Raw genomic sequence first — 17169 nt, 5'->3', positions numbered from 1 at the left:
GGGCAAAGGTACATTAACAGAATGTGTATGAGCTTTTGCTTTAGATGATTTCGGGGCAAAAAGTGAGCGAAGCGTTCCGTATACCGTTATCTAAATTCTAGCAGGACGAAGTCCGCTCTCTGGCGAGCTTGCGAGTTCCCCCTAGAATCGAGAGTCTAGAATCCTCGATAAAAGCACTCGAGGACGGAGCCTAGAGCCTAAAAACCGTAAGCGAAGCGTTATGTATTCCGTTATTATCTAGATTCTAGAAGGACGAAGTCCGCTCTCTGGCGAGCTTGCGAGTTCCTAGAACCTATTACCTAGTACCTCGGCCCCAACACCTGGGTCCCGGCTCAAAAGCGTTACCGGGACGACGTAGTAGTGAGCTGTGTGGATACGAATGAGTAATGACGACGTGGTAGCGGGCGGTGTTGCTTAGATTCTAGCAGGACGAAGTCCGCTCTCTGGCGAGCTTGCGAGTTCCTAGAACCTAGAACCTAGTACCTAGTACCTAGTACCTAAAGACAATCTACTGCAGTGCTTGTTCTATGTCTGCTATTAAGTCTTTTACGTCTTCTAGGCCTACTGATATGCGCAGTAGGTTGTCGGTGATGCCTGCGGCTTGGCGGGCTTCTGGGGTGTAGGGTGAGTGGGTCATGGACGCTGGGTGTTGGATGAGGGATTCGGCGTCGCCTAGGCTGACGGCGATGGTGAATAGGTTTAAGCGGTTGAAGAAGTTAATTGCGTCTTGCTTGTTGCCTTTTAGTTCGAATGCGATGACGCCGCCGGCGCGTTTCATTTGTTTACCCACAAAGCTGTGGCCCTGGTGGTGGGCTAAACCTGGGTAAAAGACCTGGCTGAATTTAGGGTGTTTATCTAAATATTCAGCTAACACTTCTGCGTTGTCGCAGTGACGGGTTAAGCGGACGTCTAGGGTTTTTAAACCTCTTAAAATCAGCCAGGCGTCGTGGGGTGATATTACGCCGCCAAAGTCTTTTAATATTTCAAACTTTAAGCGGTGCATGTGCTCTGCGTTGCCACACACTATGCCTGCGATTACGTCGCCATGACCATTTAGATATTTAGTCGCGCTGTGGATCACCATGTCGATGCCAAGAGCAATGGGTTGTTGCAAGAGTGGGGTCATAAAGGTGTTGTCGACGATGGACACTAGATTGTGGGCTTTGGCGATGCTGGCCATTTTACTCAGGTCGAACACTTGCAGATGTGGATTAACTGGGGTTTCGCAAAACAACACTTTGGTGTTGGGTTTGATTGCGGCCTCTACTGCGTGCATGTCGGTGAAGTCGACTAATGTTGTGGTGATACCTAAACGCGTGAGCTGGGTGGTCATGAGTGCGAATGTGCAGCCATAAACCGCTTTAGAAGCAACCAGATGATCGCCTGCGTGCAAATGGGTTAGCAATGCACTTGATACAGCTGCCATACCCGATGCGGTTGCGGCGGCGTCTTCTGCGCCTTCGAGTAGCGCCATTTTACGCTCTAATTCTGCGGTTGTTGGGTTGCCTAAACGGGTATAAATATAGCCTTGCTCGTCGCCGGCAAAACGTGCTCCGCCTTGTTCTGCGCTGTCAAATACAAAAGTTGCGGTTTGGTAAAGGGGTGTTGTGAGTGAGCCGAAGGCTTCGCGTTGGTGGCCGCCATGAATGGCTAATGTAGCTGGGTTCCATGCATGTTGCTTGTTGTGTGACATTGTCTCTCCCTGAACCACTTTGTTATTAAGTTATTGGGTTGTGGTCAGGTTTTAAGATACAGCGGTTTGGGTTTTAGCCAAGTGGCTTATACCAAATAAGCCGCTTGCTGATTGTAAATACAATGTTACATGTTTGTGAGTGACTGCTTTAGTCGTTGCATGCCCTGCTCTATGCTGATTAAGGGCTGGTAACCTAAATCTTGTTTGGCTGCACTGATGTCAAAGTAGTGGCTGGTTGATAGCTGGCGAGCAACAAAGCGAGTCATTATTGGCTCTTGTGTTTTGTTTAGCAGGCCATAAATCGCCTCGAGCACGACGCCTGCAGTGTAGGCAACGCCTGCTGGTACTCGTTTGGTTACTGGGGGTAAATCGGCACAGGCCAGTATGTTGTTGAGCATTGCGGCCATGGTAATGGGTTGATCGTTACTTAAAAAGTATGCTTTACCTGCACTTTTGGCTGCATAGACAAGATCGACCCCGGCCAAGATATGGGCGTATGCGGCATTGTCGATATAAATGGTATCGACCAGTTTGTCTTGATAGCCTACCAGCTTGAGTTTACCCGCTTTTGCGCGCTCAATAACACGCGGCACAAGATGAGGATCGTTTGGCCCCCAAATTAGGTGTGGGCGTAGCGCTGTGGTTTTTAAGCTGTCGCTGTTGGCGGCTAGGATGTTTTGTTCAGCTATTGCTTTTGATTCGCCATAGTAATTAAGGTATTGGCTGGCATAGGGGGCAGATTCGTTAATGCCATTTTCGTCAATGCCGGCAAAAGTCACACTGGGGGTGCTGGTGTACACAAGGTGGTGAATATTGAGCGCTTTACACGCCTTGATAATATTATTTGCACCGTCAACATTGGGCGAATAGTAGCTTTGTTTACTGCCCCATACACCCGCTTTTGAGGCTACATGAAATACCATGTCGCAGCCCTGAATGGCATTTTTAACACTGGTAAAGTCGCTTATGTCGCCACGATGCATATCGACACCTAGCATGGCAAGTTTAGGGTAATCACCTCGGGCAAAACCAACAACCTCAATACCGGCAGCGCGCAAACGTTGGCAAATGGCAAACCCTAAAAAGCCACCTGCCCCGGTAACAAATACTTTGTTAACCTTAGTGGCAAGCAAAGTGAGTGCGTTTTGCTCTTCGAGTGTAAAATCGGTTAATAGCATGGTGTTAGGTCCTATTCTCGCCATTTGCGCTGTGCCCAAACGGCAAGCTTTTCTCTAAATATTTTGGCGTTGTGACGTACATCTACCGGAAAGTCTGGGTGAATTAAAAAACGGTTAATGCCTTGGGTGTGCGGGTATTGTTCTGCAAGTGCTGTTAAAGCTTGGTATAGCGCTTTACTGTTTGAACACACAACCTCTTTATTGAGTTCGATACAAACAACGGGCACGGTATCGCCGGCGACTTCAACACCAACGATGGCGGAGCGTTTCACTTGTGGATGGGTGTTAAATACTCGCTCACAAGGAATGGTAAAATAGCGTTTTAGCTTTTGTTTACCGCGTTTTGCATCCACGATATGGCCTTTGCGGCCGCACATCCATAATTGGCCGTCATCGTCTAGATACCCAACATCGCCCATGCGGTGACGGTACACATAATTGTCGTTAATTTTGGCATGTTCAGTGGCTTTAAGTCGGCGATAATATGCCTGGCTAACCATTGGGCCTTTGACAACGATTTCGCCTATTTGATTTGCTGGTAATGGGGTAACGTTGTCCCAATCTTCGATTGGGTTATCTGTGATGGCGATGATGCCGATATCAACTGACGAGATAGGCTTGCCTACACAAATGCCTTTACCCTGATCGGTTAAATCGCTGGTGTTAAATAAGGCTTGGCTGCCTATCATGCTAATGGGTAACGACTCGGTTGCGCCATAAGAGTTAAGCACTTGCACATTAGGGTTGAGCATTTGGCTGAAGCGTTTAATGGCGCTAATGGTGGCTGGCGCGCCGGCTGAAATCACTCTTTGTACGCTATTGAGTTTATGCTGAGTTTGCTCGCCTGCTTGGCCTAGACGTTCCAGCAATGCTGGGTTAACAAACATGTTGCTGCATTGATACTGCTCAATGGCGGCAAATAAGTTTGCGGGATTAGCGGTAATGGGTTTGCTGGCGTCCATGTCTGGCACAATGGATGCCATGCCAAGCGCTGGGCCAAATAACGAAAATAACGGGAAAGTGGCTAAATCGCGCTCGCCGGGAGTAATGCCATAATCGTGCTTTAGGGCGTTAATTTGCGCTTGAAACATGCCGTGGCTGTATACCACGCCTTTTGGGGTGCCGGTACTGCCACTGGTAAACAAAATGGCGGCCATGTCGTCTTTATCTGGCGTTGCCATGTCGAAAATTTGCGTGTTACGACTACCAATTTGAATAATGGTTTCGAGCTGGGTTGCGTTGGTTAGCCAGCGTTGCAACCTTGTGCCGCCCACATTAATGACTTGCTCGACACTGCCTTTGCCCCAGCTTAAAGCCCGCCTGGCGATATGGGCTTTAGGTATACCTATAAACACGTCGGGCTGTGACTCGGCAAAGCATTGTTTGAGGTTTTTGATGCCCATCCCTGGGTCGACCAAAATAGGAATAATACCGGCTTTAAATAAACCAAAGGTGAGCGAAAAAAACTCAATGCTTGGGGTTACCATGAGTACGGCTTTTTTGCCGCGGCTTATTCCGTATTGGAGCAGCCCTTTTGCAATAGTGTCTGACTGTTGATGTAATCTGTTAAAGTCGATTTCTTGGTAGACAAATGTGCCATTTTTGGCCTGTTGTACTGCAACAGCTAACTCAGTTGGCATGGTATGCGCTGCACGTTGGAGGTGCACGCAAATATTGGCATTAGTATCTACTGTTGTTTGAGTCATAATCACTCGGCTTTATTACATAGGTTTAATTTATAGTACTGGCTGTATACAACAAAAGGCTCAAATGAGCCTTTTGGATTGTTAATGCTGGGCAATAAAGTCTTTAATTAACGCGATGACTTCGTCGCTGGCGTCTTCAAGAATATAATGGCCACAGTCTGCAAACTCGTGCACTGTCGCATGGGGCATACGTTGACGCCACTGCGCTAAAAAGTGTTTGTCGAATACAAAATCTTGTAAACCAAAACAAATCAAGGTCGGCACAGTTGCAAACTGACTTAAGCTGTCGCCGATATGGGTCACTAAATCATAATTACGATCGCCCGGCTTTAAGGGGATGTCTTGCACAAAACGCAATGTTGAAATGCGGTTTTTCCATGAGTTAAACGGCGCAACATAGGCTTGGCGAACCTCGTTGCTCATGGGTTTACGCTTAACACCCACGTAGGATGCCGCAGATGAAAACGCATTAAAACCGCGAACTAACAAGGTGCCGAGTAAGGTTTCGCGGCATATCCATAATGCCCATGGAAACGGCTTAGATTTTGGCAAATGAAATGCTGCTGTGTTTAAGCACACAATGCGTTTTATGCGCTCAGGATGGCGAGCCGCAAAGCCCATGCCGATCATTCCGCCCCAGTCATGCACCACCAGTGTGATGTTTTGTTTAACGTCTAGGCTGTCTAATAATGCTTCTAAATCGTCGATACGACTGGTTAATGTGTAGTCGTATTGTGGGTCGTCGGGTTTGTCTGAATAACCGCAGCCAATGTGGTCTGGCACTATGCATTGATGATTGTCGCTCAACGCACTTACTAAGTTTCGGTAGTAGTAACTCCAGCTAGGATTACCGTGCACCATGACGACAGGCTCACCCTGACCTTCGTTGATATAGTGCAGTTTATTGCCGTTACGGTCGAGGTAATGACTTTTAAATGGCAGTAAGTTGTCTAGCATGATGCATCCTGTAAACTATTTTATAATGTAATGCAAAAACGTCAGTGCAGCCTTGGGCTTACCACTTTATTCCTAACATCATGCAGTTTAAACCACTGCCTATTCCTAAAAAGCTGACTTGATCGCCAACACGTAAAAAACCTTCATCATGAGCAATTGCAGCGGTTACGGGTAACGATACTGTGCCCATGTTGCCGAGCTTTTGGTAGGTTGGGTATTCTTTTTCGTGTGGGATATTGAGCGCATTAAGCACTTGTTTACGGTTAGACGCACCTACCTGATGGCAAATTACTTTGTCGACCTGCTCTACAACCCAATCGCGCTGAGCTAAAAAATGCTCCCAGGTGTGTTTGGCCAGCTCAACGCCTTCTTTAAGTAGGGTGACGGCGTCGGTACGCATAAACTCGCGATACAATAAGTGCCCTGCTTCTTGCAGGCCCCATTGACACAATTGATGATGCTCTGGTGCAGACAAGTGGCTTGCACCTAATAACTGATGCTGACGCGTGGTTTTAAGCGGTAAGGTACCGTCGGTTAAAATGACAGCGATAGCGCCTGAGCCACCGGTTAAGGTTGCTAAAGACTGCGCAAAATTTTGCATTGTAGGTTCGGCTAACATGTGATCGATTGTGGCATCGACGATATCGCGCGCCGACTCACATGACACCACCATACCGGCTTTAATTTGGCCAAGCTCGATACGGTTAGCGATATCTAAAATACCCGACAACACCCCTAAACAGGCATTACTGATGTCGTAGATTGCGGTGTCTTTTGACACACCTAACTCTGCAGCAATACGACATGCTGTTGCTGGTTCATGCTGATCACGACATACGCCGGTGTAAACCACGGCACCTAGCTCACTGATCTCAATGCCGGTTTCGTTGACGGCTTTGCGGGCGGCTGCAATGGCACCGTCTGATAGGCGATGACCTTTTGGCCACCAGCGACGCTCGGTGATTCCGGTTAATGCGGCAAGTTGCCCCATTGGAATGCGAAACTTTTGATATAGGGGTGCTAAGCGAGATTCTAAATCGCTACTGGACACTACCTGTGGTGCTAGCTCATAGGCCAGACTATTGATAAAGACGCGTGAATATTTCATTAAACCGTATTATTCGCTTCGCTCTAGCAAGCACTCACATGCGCTAGATTAGTTGTTAGTCGTTATTAACCCGCCATTTGAACAAGAATGGCTTAATTATTCAATCAAAAACCGCTGTAAGACTGGCTTATTTGACGTTTTTTTTACGGCTTGGTCAGCGCTGTTGATTAACTGGCTGCTCGTTTATTACAGACTTACGTTAAATACAATAGCGTTAACAATGGCTTAATACATAAATGCTTGATGAATGTTGTTAAGCCGTTGTTTTAATTGCCTGGATAAAGGCATTTCTGGGGGTAACACTGTTTGCACAAAATTCGCTCAGTGAAACCTCATATCCCTGTTGTTGTAAAAAACATACCCGGTCGAGTAATAACCATGCCTCGAGGGCGCGACGAAATAAATGCGCGACAAGATCGATGCGTTTTGTTAGCCGCTGCCTGGCGATACCGCTTTGTAAAAATGAGTCAAAATCAATATCGTTTGGTATTTGTAGTTGTTTTTGATTTGCTGCCCATAGGCAAAAGTCGGCAAAGCTGCCACTTAATTGACTTTGTTTAATGGTGGGTACGGGTAAATAGGCATTAATACCCCTAATTTGGCGCTGCAAAGTGTCGAACCCTAAACGCCATGCGACTTCTTGCAGTCGCAGTGCTTGTTGTTTGGGGCTGGCAATGACGCTTTGCTGGAGGGGTAATTGCAAGTCATGTCTGGCAAGCTTGAGTTTACTGGCTTTAGCCTGAGTTGACAGTGGCTGGTAATGCGAATGTTGAATTAAGTGATAACAGCAAGGCGACATTGAAATGGCCTGGGTGTTTGCATGAGTAGCTAACTGGATTAGCCGTACATGTAAGTCACCACAGGCATGCAGTGCTATGGCATGTTGCTGTGGGTAAAACACCTTGTCATTGGGGTTTAGTGGCGCAAATGCATCGGCACAGATAAACCGTTGTGGTAATTGCCATTGGTTAGCAAATGCTTGCCCTTGTTCGCATAAGTTGGCTTGCCACTCAAGGCTGGTGACGTTTACCTGTTGCTGTTTAGCCACTAACCGACCTAAATGCCCTTTGCCTGCACACCATTCTAATATGGGTAACGCGGTTAATTTGGTTTGCAATTGTGGGTCGATTTGCGCTGCAAATGCCGTAATTTGTTGCCACTTTCTGCCTTTAATATGAGCACTAAAATGGGCTAAATCATTCTGTTGCTGGGCAGATTGTTGTGCAAATTGTTGGGGAATGCTTGGGTTAATGGTGCTTTGGGGCAAAGTAAATACTAACAAGCTTAAGTGCTCAATGATGTGAGCAAGGTGTGGATGTGAGCTTTGTTTTAGATCTGTGATTAAGCTTGGCAGCAACGTATGTACAAGCAAGTGCTGATCGGCATCAATTGTGTCTATGTCTGTATCGGGTATTTGCCATACTTTTTGTGCTAAATGCGGAAATGCTTGCTGCCAGGGTAAGTGGTCACACTCAAACGCCACCAGCTGCCACAAGGGACTTAACGCCTCAAGCAATGAGTCGAGTGACTTGAAAGTATGTTGATAATCGATTGCTGACATAGTGAGTATTACGGTTAACCTTAGCCGATTGAAATGATAGGATGCGAGCATTATCTGCCTAAACCGGAATTGTAAACTATGCACTCGCCCTGTGTCGCCCGCTGCGGCCTAAATGATGACGATTATTGTATGGGATGTTTTCGCCATATTGATGAGATTGTGATTTGGTCACAAGCAACCGATGCCCAAAAACAACAAATTTGGGATAAGTTAGACGACAGAAAACAACTGTATATTGGCGACACTAATAATAAAAATTTAACCCGCGCCCAATGGTTAAAAGCAGAAAAGCGTATAAAGAATAGATGAGGTGCGAGGGGCTAGGTGCTAGGTGCTAGGAACCAAAGCCAACACCTGGGTCCCGGCTCAAAAGCATTACCGGGACGACGTAGTAGTGAGCGGTGTTGGTTACGAATGAGTAATGACGACGTGGTAGTTGGCATCATCTTTATGCCTTTATCTTTTTGCTGTCATCCCTGAGTGCTTGTATCAGGGATCCAGGTGTTTCTGTTGATTTTGACCTTGCTTAAAAGCATAAAAGCCAACACCTGGGTCCCGGCTCAAAAGCGTTACCGGGACGACGTAGTAGTGGGCGGTGTTGGTTAGATTCTAGCAGGACGAAGTCCGCTCTCAGGCGAGCCTGCGAGTTCCTAGGGCCTAGAACCTAGAACCTAGAACCTAGAAGCGAGAATCTAGAATCAAGAATCCATCCCGGTAACTCTTATAAAGCCGGGATAAAAGCACTCGAGGACAGAGCCTAGAGCCTAAAACCGTAAGCGAAGCGTTCAGTACACTGTTATCTAGCCACTAGAAGGACGAAGTCCGCTCTCTGGCGAGCTTGCGAGTTCCTAGAACCTAGTTCCTAGAACCTAGGACCTAGTACCTAAGCCCCAACACCTGGGTCCCGGCTCAAAAGCGTTACCGGGACGACGTAGTAGTAGGCGGTGTTGGTTACGAATAAGCAAATGACGAAGTAAGCATTCATCTTTATGCCTTTATCTTTATGCCTTTATCTTTATGCCTTTATCTTTATGCCGTCATCCCTGAGATCTGTTATCAGGGATCCAGGTGTTTCTGTTGATTTTGACCTTTCGCCCGGCATCCTCAAATGCTTTAATTGGGGATCCAGGTGTTTCTTTTGACCTTGCTTAAAAGCGTAAAAGCCAACACCTGGGTCCCGGCTCAAAAGCGTAAAAGCCAACACCTAGGTCCCGGCTCAAAAGCGTTACCGGGACGACGTAGTAGTGGGCGGTGTTGGTTACGAATGAGCAAATGACGACGTAGTAGTGGGCCGTATTTTTCCGCGATGATGTTTTTATTTTTTCATCATGGCTTTTAGGTCTGCGAATGGGTTGTAGGTGGCGGCTTCTTGTTTTGCTTCTTTGGTGCTGCCGTAGCGTATTAGCTCTTCAAAGCGTGAGTGTTCGTTGTCGTGGCAGTATAGGCATAACAATTCCCAGTTTGAACCGTCTGATGGGTTGTTGTCGTGGTTATGATCGCGATGGTGCACGGTTAATTCTGATAAGTTTTTATGGGTAAATTCGCGGGTGCAGCGGCCGCACACCCATGGGTATAGTTTGAGTGCTTGTTCACGATAGCCTTTTTCGCGGGTGGCTTTGTATTCTCTGGCTTCGGCTAAGACTTTATCTAATTTACTTGCATTTTGATTGTTTGACATGATGCATCACTTTGACAAAAAAATTACCCCAAGGATAATCACTGTTATCGCTTGGGGCAATTGTTTGTCTTAGCTTATTTATCTTTTATTCTGCGTCTGGCGTAGAATTCGATAAATAACGTGCTTTAGGCCTAACGCGCAATGGTATTAATACCTGCGGTGAGGTTAAAGCGCATTGCATCTTCAAATGACCAATCGACAAATATTAAATCGTCGCGTTTGACTAAACTGGTGACGCCTGCCATTTGATAACTGAGCTGAAATAACACAGGCACCCAGTCGCCTTCTGGTAATGCATCGACTAATGGCTGTGGTGCTGAGTCGCTCATAATAAACCCAACAACATACCCACCATTAGCTTGTTTAACTAATACGGTTTTTTGAGTTTTAGGCTGACCATCACGGTTCATTAAACTGGCAATGTCTCGAATACTGCCATACACAGATTTAAACAGTGGGAATTTCATGAGTTGGCGCTCTATCCAACCATACACCCATGCAACTGGACTGACTGAAAAGAGTAACCCGGCAACAAATACCAGACTGGCAACCAGGCCAAAACCGGCGCCGATAAATATAGGGGTAACGCCAACAAGTTCGAGTAATAATTTACCGAGCTCATCGAGTGAAATAAATAACGACCAAAAAAGCCAGATGGATAACACCATTGGCAATAAATTCATTAAACCTCGTGCTAACGTCTTTTTCATTGTTCGCTCTATTAGATTGTATCGAACTTGGACAAATTTGATGAGTGTATACCAATCAGTAATCTCTGATCAGTTAACTTATACCTGAAAACTTAACCTGACGGTAGTTAAACAAAAACGCCCTAAGTTTAACTGTTTTATGAAAAACAGTACAACATAGGGCGTTTGACGAAATTAACGATCTTAACCGTTTGCGGTTATAGATCTTTTTCCATGTCTTCGTAGGTTGTATGACGAACGTCTTTACCTTTTACATAGTAAATAACGTATTCACAGATGTTTTTACAACGGTCACCGACTCGCTCAACGGCGCGCGCTGCCCATAATACATCGAGCACCCCTGGAATTGAGCGAGGGTCTTCCATCATGTAGGTCATTAGCTGACGAATAATGCTTTCGTATTCTTTGTCTAGCTTGGCATCTTCTTTATGCAACTCAATAGCTTGCTCTGCATCCATACGTGCTAAGGCATCAAGCGTTGAATGCAACATACGCGTTGCATGACGGCCCATGCTTTCAATGCTAACTAATAGCGGTTGCTGAGTGTTAACTCGCTTTTCTAATGCGGCTTTGGCAATACGCACACAGGCGTCACCAATACGCTCTAAATCGGCAATGGTTTTAGAGATGGCGATAATCATACGTAAGTCGCTAGCTGCTGGCTGACGCTTTGCAATGATACGTGTACATTCTTCGTCGATTGACACTTCCATGCCATTAACTCTGTGGTCACCGTCTATGACTTGTTGTGCAAGCTCTGCGTCTAGCGATGTTAGTGCGTCGAGTGATTGCTCAAGTTGACGCTCAACTAAACCGCCCATGGCTAATACGCGGTTACGAATATCTTCAAGCTCAGCATTAAACTGGCCTGAGATATGTTTGTTTAAATTCATTTTTTCCATAATACCCACCTAAATTCTTGTCTGGTTTATTAAAAGCGATGTGATGAAGGATTAACCGTAACGACCGGTAATATAATCTTCAGTTTTACGCTTTTTCGGGGTAGTAAAAATCGTGTTTGTGTCTGCGTATTCTACCAATTCACCCATGTACATAAAGGCGGTTTGATCTGATACACGTGCAGCCTGCTGCATGTTATGCGTCACTATCACGACTGTGTATTGTTCTTTAAGATCGGTGATCAGCTCTTCAATCGTTAAAGTTGAAATGGGATCCAACGCCGATGTTGGTTCGTCAAGTAACAATACTTCTGGCTCAATAGCAATGGCTCGAGCAATCACAAGACGTTGTTGCTGACCGCCCGATAAACCAAATGCGTTGTCGTGCAAACGGTCTTTAACTTCGTCCCAAATTGCAGCGCCACGCAGTGAGCGCTCTGCGGCTTCGTCTAACTCACGGCGGTTATTCACCCCTTGTAAACGTAAACCGTATACGACGTTTTCGTATATTGATTTTGGAAATGGGTTAGGACGCTGAAACACCATGCCTACGTTACGACGCAATGATGCTACATCAACATTTTTGTCATAAATGTTTTGCCCGTGGAGCAAAATTTCACCGTTGATTTTACAGGTATCAACTAAATCGTTCATGCGGTTAATGCAACGCAATAATGTTGATTTACCACAACCACTTGGGCCAATAAATGCCGTGACTTTCTTTTTAGGGATTTTCATCGACACATCAAATAACGCTTGTTTTTCACCGTAACGTAAATCGAGGTTACGGATCTCAAGTGCGGTATCCTGCTCTGGTAAGTTAACTAAATCAACTGCTTCTGTTTGCATTGCTGAACTATCAATAGAAATCATTTTTTTCTTTCCTTCAGGATATCGCTAATTAGTGTTCTAGCGAACGGAATTTTTCACGTAAATGGTTGCGCACGCTAATTGCGGTTAAGTTAAGTGCAACAATTACAGATACTAATAAGAACGATGTTGCGTACACCAATGGGCGTGCAGCCTCAACGTTAGGGCTTTGGAAGCCGACATCGTAAATATGGAAACCTAGGTGCATAAACTTACGTTCTAAATGCACAAACGGGAAGTTCATGTCTATGGGTAACGTTGGCGCTAATTTTACCACACCCACTAACATTAACGGTGCTACCTCACCGGCGGCACGAGCTACCGCTAAAATCAAACCTGTCATAATGGCTGGACTTGCCATTGGAATAACAATGCGCCATAAGGTTTCTGCTTTGGTGGCACCTAATGCAAGACTACCTTGACGAACCGCACTCGGTATACGGCTTAAGCCCTCTTCTGTTGATACAATTACAACAGGTAAGGTTAAAATAGCCAATGTAAGTGCTGACCAAATCACCCCTGGCGAGCCAAATGTGGGTGCAGGTAGTGCCTCAGGGAAAAACAATTGGTCAATTGAGCCGCCCATCATGTAAACAAAGAAGCCTAAACCAAACACACCGTACACAATTGATGGCACACCGGCTAAGTTAATCACCGCAATGCGGATCATTTTGGTAATTGGGCCTTTTTTAGCGTATTCGTGCAAATAGATTGCTGCGATTACACCAAATGGGGTCACAATGACAGCCATTAACATCACCATAAACACTGTACCGAAAATGGCTGGGAATACCCCACCTTCAGTGTTAGCTTCACGTGGGTCGTCGTTAATAAAGCGGCCTATGCCCACAAACCAATGACCTACTTTTTGTAGTACGTTCATGTGGTTGACGTAGCTGACATCTAAAATAGAGTCTAACTTGAGTATCACCTCTTGGCCACGCATATCACGTACAACGACTGAGTCACGAGCGGCCTGATCACGCAGTGCAAATAGGTCTTTTTCTAGCACCAAGTAGTCTTGGTTTAGTTGCTCAATTTGCGCCTTAATGTCGGCTTTACGTTCGTCGGTAAGCTCACCGTCTAATTCATAACCACGCTCTTTTAAACGTAAACGCTCAATTTGGTAGTTAATTGCGCCAATTTCTGTCTTTTGTAAGCTTAATGCCTGCTCAGAAATCTCTACTGCTCGGTCAATGTGGCTAAACAATGAGGCTTCTATGTCGGCTTCGGTTTTAAGCTCTAAACGTTTTCCATCTTCAATAACAGCAACAGGATACCCGTAGAAGTTACCATTTTTGGTACGTTCAAGCTTAGCCACGTCTGCTGGCGTTGTACGGCTAATGATATCTGTGGCCAGGATCCAGCGAAAATCTAAGCCTACAAACTCACGGTTACCTGTTTTAACTAGGTAACGAGTCACAAACTCACCTGGGTGTTCTGTGAACTTGTGGCCAGCTGAGATTAAGCGTTCTGTTGGCACTTCTTCACGGTCGTAAATTTCACCGATTAAGGTGGTTTTTACGCCGTCACTGTTTTCTAATTGCCATTCGTAAATATCGGCTGGCCAAAAATAACTTAGGCCACGCCATGCGATTAACAGTAATAAGCCTAACACGGCAATTAAACTGATACTTACAGCACCACCTGTCATCCAAATCCACGGTGAGCCTGATTTAAACCACTTACCCATTGCACAAACCTCTCAAGGCGATTGGCGAAATAATCAATATATGAGTCATCATCTTTCCTTACAGTGAGCTATAACGGTCGCGTAAACGCTGGCGTACGACTTCTGCAATGGTGTTGAAGAAGAAGGTAAATATAAACAGTACAAAGGCCGCAAGGAACAACACACGATAGTGCGAACTACCAATGGCAGACTCTGGCATTTCAACGGCAATGTTAGCTGCTAAAGTACGCATACCTTCAAACACACTCCACTCTAAAATAGCGGTGTTACCGGTTGCCATCAGTACAATCATGGTTTCGCCAACTGCGCGGCCAAGGCCCATCATAATGGCTGAGAAAATACCTGGGCTTGCTGTTAACAATACAACTCGTGTTAGTGTTTGCCAGTTAGTTGCACCAAGTGCCAGGCTGCCGTTTGATAAGTGGCGTGGCACAGAGAATATGGCGTCTTCTGCAATTGAGAATATGGTTGGAATAACCGCAAAGCCCATCGCAATGCCTACAACAAATGCGTTACGCTGGTCAAAGGTGATGCCAAGTTCGTTGGTGATAAATTGACGGGTGTTACCATCAAAAAATGCCACTTCAATCACTGGGCTTATTTCAAACGAGAACCAACCTACAAAAACAATTACAGGTAAAAGCATTAGCTCTTGATAGGTTTCTGGTAAGCGCTGCTTCCATGTTTGCGGCATTAAATTCCATGCAAATGCTGTGACCAAAATGGAAATCGGCAGCAAGGTCAACAACACGACAATACCTGGCAAGTGATCTTCAATTAATGGGGCTAACCACAAACCAGCAAGGAAACCTAAAATAACCGTTGGTAATGCTTCCATAATTTCAATGGTAGGCTTAACCACGTTACGCACTTTTGGTGTCATAAAGTAAGCGGTGTAAATAGCACCGGCAATGGCTAATGGTACAGCAAAAAGCATGGCATAAAATGCCGCTTTCATAGTACCAAACGCTAATGGCATTAAGCTTAGCTTAGCTTCAAAGTCGTTTGAACCAGACGTTGATTGCCATACATATTGCGGCTCTGGGTAACCTTCGTACCACACCTTTTGCCATAATGCGCTCCATGACACTTCTGGGTGTTCATTTTCAACCGAGTACAAATTTAGCTTGTTATCGGCTTCAATAATCAGTGCATTTGAACGTGGGCTAAAAGCCATTAAGCCAGGATTGCTAAGGTCAAACTTTTCGTCAAACAAGTTGCGTTGGCTTGTGGTGTAAAGCAACGTGAGTTCGCCACTTTTACTTAATACTGCAAAGCTTTTACGGTAAAACTCTGTCGCCATAGTGCTAACTGGCGCCACATCGTCAAATTCACGTATTAGCTGATATAAACGGCCTTTGTCACCATTAACCTGGAAATATTGGCTAATTACACCACTGTCGTAGCTGATCATAATAGAGCTGGCACCGGCAAGTAAGTTAACTTGCTTAATGGTTGCCTGACCTTTTTTAACGTCGATGACTTGCAGTAACTCAACTTCATCTGCATAACGAATATCGTACACAAACAATTTGTTGGTGGTGCTAAGAATAAGTTGGCGATGATCGGGTGTCATTAATTGTGACACCACTTGCTTAGGTGCATCTTCAATGAACACTTCAACAGAAGACCATTCAACTTCTTCGGTCATCATGTTTTCTTCGCCTTCTTGGCGATTGAGTTTCCAGGCGCCATTGTCATCTTGATAGGCAAAGCTCATGCGACTACCACTGTAGTCGAATACCAAATTATGAACGGCACCGTCTTGGTTAATGATTAGCGGCTCATCACCAATTGGATAATTTATTTTAGGCGTAATTTGGCGCTTGTTATCTGGGTAAGAAACCGAAAAGTCGACTCCCATTACGATAACTTGTCCGTTACTCAAACCTAATGCAAAGCGTTGCTCGCTTGGGCTAGATTTAGCACTGCTAGTAATGATGGCGCCTTCAGGTAACTTTGCTGAAAATGAAGAAATAAGCTGGCCAGTGACAGCAGAGTAAAAGTCGACATTGCCTTGCTGTGTTACGCGATATAACACTTCATTTTGTTCGTCGCTGCCAATCATTAATGTATTAGCATCAGCATGTTGGTAACTCACGCTGGTAACGGGTTCTATGTGTGCCCCATCAAAAATGGGCTTGATGACATACAGCAAGTAGAAAAAGATCAATAACAGCGCGACAAACACCATGGTGCCGCCGACGGTTATCCCGAACTGTGCTGCTTTATCCTTAAATGCTCTACGTGATGCTTGCTTACCCGCGAGTAAACTTTTTTCAGTAGAACCAGGTTGATTTACCTGACTTTCCATTAAGAACCTCTAATAATTAATCGATGCCATAATTAGCGCTTTGATTGTGCAGTGTACTGTGCTAACAATAAATATTTATGACTAAATAGCTAAATTAACAACTAATCTTGAGGTTTTATACTGCTCGATTATTAACTCGTTAACCGCCGTTAGATGCATATATAAATTGTCGTAAAACAACAGTAAAGCCATAACGCAATCTTAAGTGGCTGCGATTATATGACGTAAAGATGACAGTTGTGTTACAGCCAATGTTTATAGGAGAAATATCGTATGATGCGTTACCTTATCACTTTGCAAGCTCCTGATAGAAAAGGATTAGTAGAACAAATCGCCAATGTAGTTAGCCGCCATAATGGTAACTGGTTAGACTCTGAAATGCGTCATATTGATGGTGTTTTTGCCGCAATATTACAATTAGAAGTACCCGCGCTGAAATGGGATGAGCTTGTTGACGCCCTTGAATGCATTGATGGCTTAACCTTAACCTTCTCAAAAACCAGTTTGAGCGCCAAACCCATTAAGCAGCTAAGTTACCAACTTGTGGCCTATGATCGCCCAGGCATTGTGTTACATATTTCTAATAAAATGAATGCATTAGGCATTAACATTGAAAAGTTTAGCAGCCAATACGAAACCGCTAGCCATACCGGTATTGATTTGTTTAGAGCCAAAATGGAATTAGGGTTGACCGATTTGTCACAAGAAGAACAAATTAAAACATCATTGTATGAAATGGGCGATGATGTGGTATTAGACAAACTCAGTTAATTCGCTTAAACCGTCAACAGATAAACAGTAT

At 45.1% G+C, this 17169-nt stretch carries 14 protein-coding genes; 2 read left to right on the top strand and 12 right to left on the bottom strand.

Annotated elements, in window-relative coordinates; genetic code table 11:
• Positions 1 to 508 precede the first annotated feature (508 nt).
• The 6 genes from megL to K8B83_RS10060 all read right to left on the bottom strand — a co-directional run bounded on the left by megL (position 509) and on the right by K8B83_RS10060 (position 8203).
• On the bottom strand, positions 509 to 1693 hold the full coding sequence (megL, locus tag K8B83_RS10085; RefSeq protein WP_223419896.1) for a methionine gamma-lyase: 1185 nt from the start codon (positions 1691 to 1693) through the stop codon (positions 509 to 511).
• Between the two features lie 125 nt (positions 1694 to 1818).
• Entirely contained in the window at positions 1819 to 2895 is a 1077-nt protein-coding gene (gene oleD, locus K8B83_RS10080) for a 2-alkyl-3-oxoalkanoate reductase (protein ID WP_223419894.1), read from the bottom strand.
• The gene (gene oleC / locus K8B83_RS10075; RefSeq protein WP_223419892.1) at positions 2883 to 4577 is read right to left on the bottom strand and encodes an olefin beta-lactone synthetase; all 1695 of its coding nucleotides are present in this window, start codon (positions 4575 to 4577) and stop codon (positions 2883 to 2885) included. The genes oleD and oleC overlap by 13 nt, the downstream gene beginning before the upstream one ends.
• 81 nt (positions 4578 to 4658) lie before the next feature.
• On the bottom strand, positions 4659 to 5534 hold the full coding sequence (locus K8B83_RS10070) for an alpha/beta fold hydrolase (RefSeq protein ID WP_223419890.1): 876 nt from the start codon (positions 5532 to 5534) through the stop codon (positions 4659 to 4661).
• A gap of 58 nt (positions 5535 to 5592) precedes the next feature.
• Entirely contained in the window at positions 5593 to 6642 is a 1050-nt protein-coding gene (locus K8B83_RS10065; protein WP_188741012.1) for a 3-oxoacyl-ACP synthase III, read from the bottom strand.
• 253 nt (positions 6643 to 6895) lie between these two features.
• A complete protein-coding gene (locus K8B83_RS10060; RefSeq protein WP_223419888.1) occupies positions 6896 to 8203 on the bottom strand; it encodes a methyltransferase in 1308 nt (435 codons plus the stop codon).
• Between the two features lie 78 nt (positions 8204 to 8281).
• Between K8B83_RS10060 and K8B83_RS10055 the strand changes: the two genes are divergently transcribed.
• Positions 8282 to 8512: a DUF1289 domain-containing protein gene (locus K8B83_RS10055; protein WP_223419886.1), complete on the top strand. Its 231-nt coding sequence runs from the start codon at positions 8282 to 8284 to the stop codon at positions 8510 to 8512.
• 1006 nt (positions 8513 to 9518) lie between these two features.
• Here K8B83_RS10055 and K8B83_RS10050 read toward each other — a convergent pair.
• The 6 genes from K8B83_RS10050 to K8B83_RS10025 form a co-directional block, all read right to left on the bottom strand.
• Positions 9519 to 9881: a YajD family HNH nuclease gene (locus K8B83_RS10050; RefSeq protein ID WP_188741071.1), complete on the bottom strand. Its 363-nt coding sequence runs from the start codon at positions 9879 to 9881 to the stop codon at positions 9519 to 9521.
• Between the two features lie 131 nt (positions 9882 to 10012).
• Positions 10013 to 10591, bottom strand: coding sequence for a DUF502 domain-containing protein (locus K8B83_RS10045; RefSeq protein ID WP_223419884.1), 579 nt, complete (start codon positions 10589 to 10591; stop codon positions 10013 to 10015).
• A 197-nt stretch (positions 10592 to 10788) separates the two neighbouring features.
• Positions 10789 to 11493: a phosphate signaling complex protein PhoU gene (phoU, locus tag K8B83_RS10040; RefSeq protein WP_188741073.1), complete on the bottom strand. Its 705-nt coding sequence runs from the start codon at positions 11491 to 11493 to the stop codon at positions 10789 to 10791.
• A gap of 51 nt (positions 11494 to 11544) precedes the next feature.
• Positions 11545 to 12363 carry a phosphate ABC transporter ATP-binding protein PstB gene (gene pstB, locus K8B83_RS10035; RefSeq protein WP_188741074.1) on the bottom strand — a complete coding sequence of 273 codons (819 nt, stop codon included), beginning with the start codon at positions 12361 to 12363 and terminating at the stop codon, positions 11545 to 11547.
• 28 nt (positions 12364 to 12391) lie between these two features.
• The gene (gene pstA / locus K8B83_RS10030; protein WP_223419882.1) at positions 12392 to 14053 is read right to left on the bottom strand and encodes a phosphate ABC transporter permease PstA; all 1662 of its coding nucleotides are present in this window, start codon (positions 14051 to 14053) and stop codon (positions 12392 to 12394) included.
• Between the two features lie 58 nt (positions 14054 to 14111).
• Positions 14112 to 16367, bottom strand: coding sequence for an ABC transporter permease subunit (locus K8B83_RS10025; protein ID WP_223419880.1), 2256 nt, complete (start codon positions 16365 to 16367; stop codon positions 14112 to 14114).
• A gap of 273 nt (positions 16368 to 16640) precedes the next feature.
• On the opposite strand from K8B83_RS10025, the gene K8B83_RS10020 reads away from it, so the two are divergent.
• The gene (locus K8B83_RS10020) at positions 16641 to 17138 is read left to right on the top strand and encodes a glycine cleavage system protein R (protein ID WP_188741077.1); all 498 of its coding nucleotides are present in this window, start codon (positions 16641 to 16643) and stop codon (positions 17136 to 17138) included.
• Positions 17139 to 17169 lie beyond the last annotated feature (31 nt).

It is taken from the genome of Shewanella inventionis (genome assembly GCF_019931735.1).
Classification (GTDB): Bacteria; Pseudomonadota; Gammaproteobacteria; order Enterobacterales; family Shewanellaceae; genus Shewanella; species Shewanella inventionis.
This window is presented reverse-complemented; position numbering and strand designations above follow the sequence as displayed.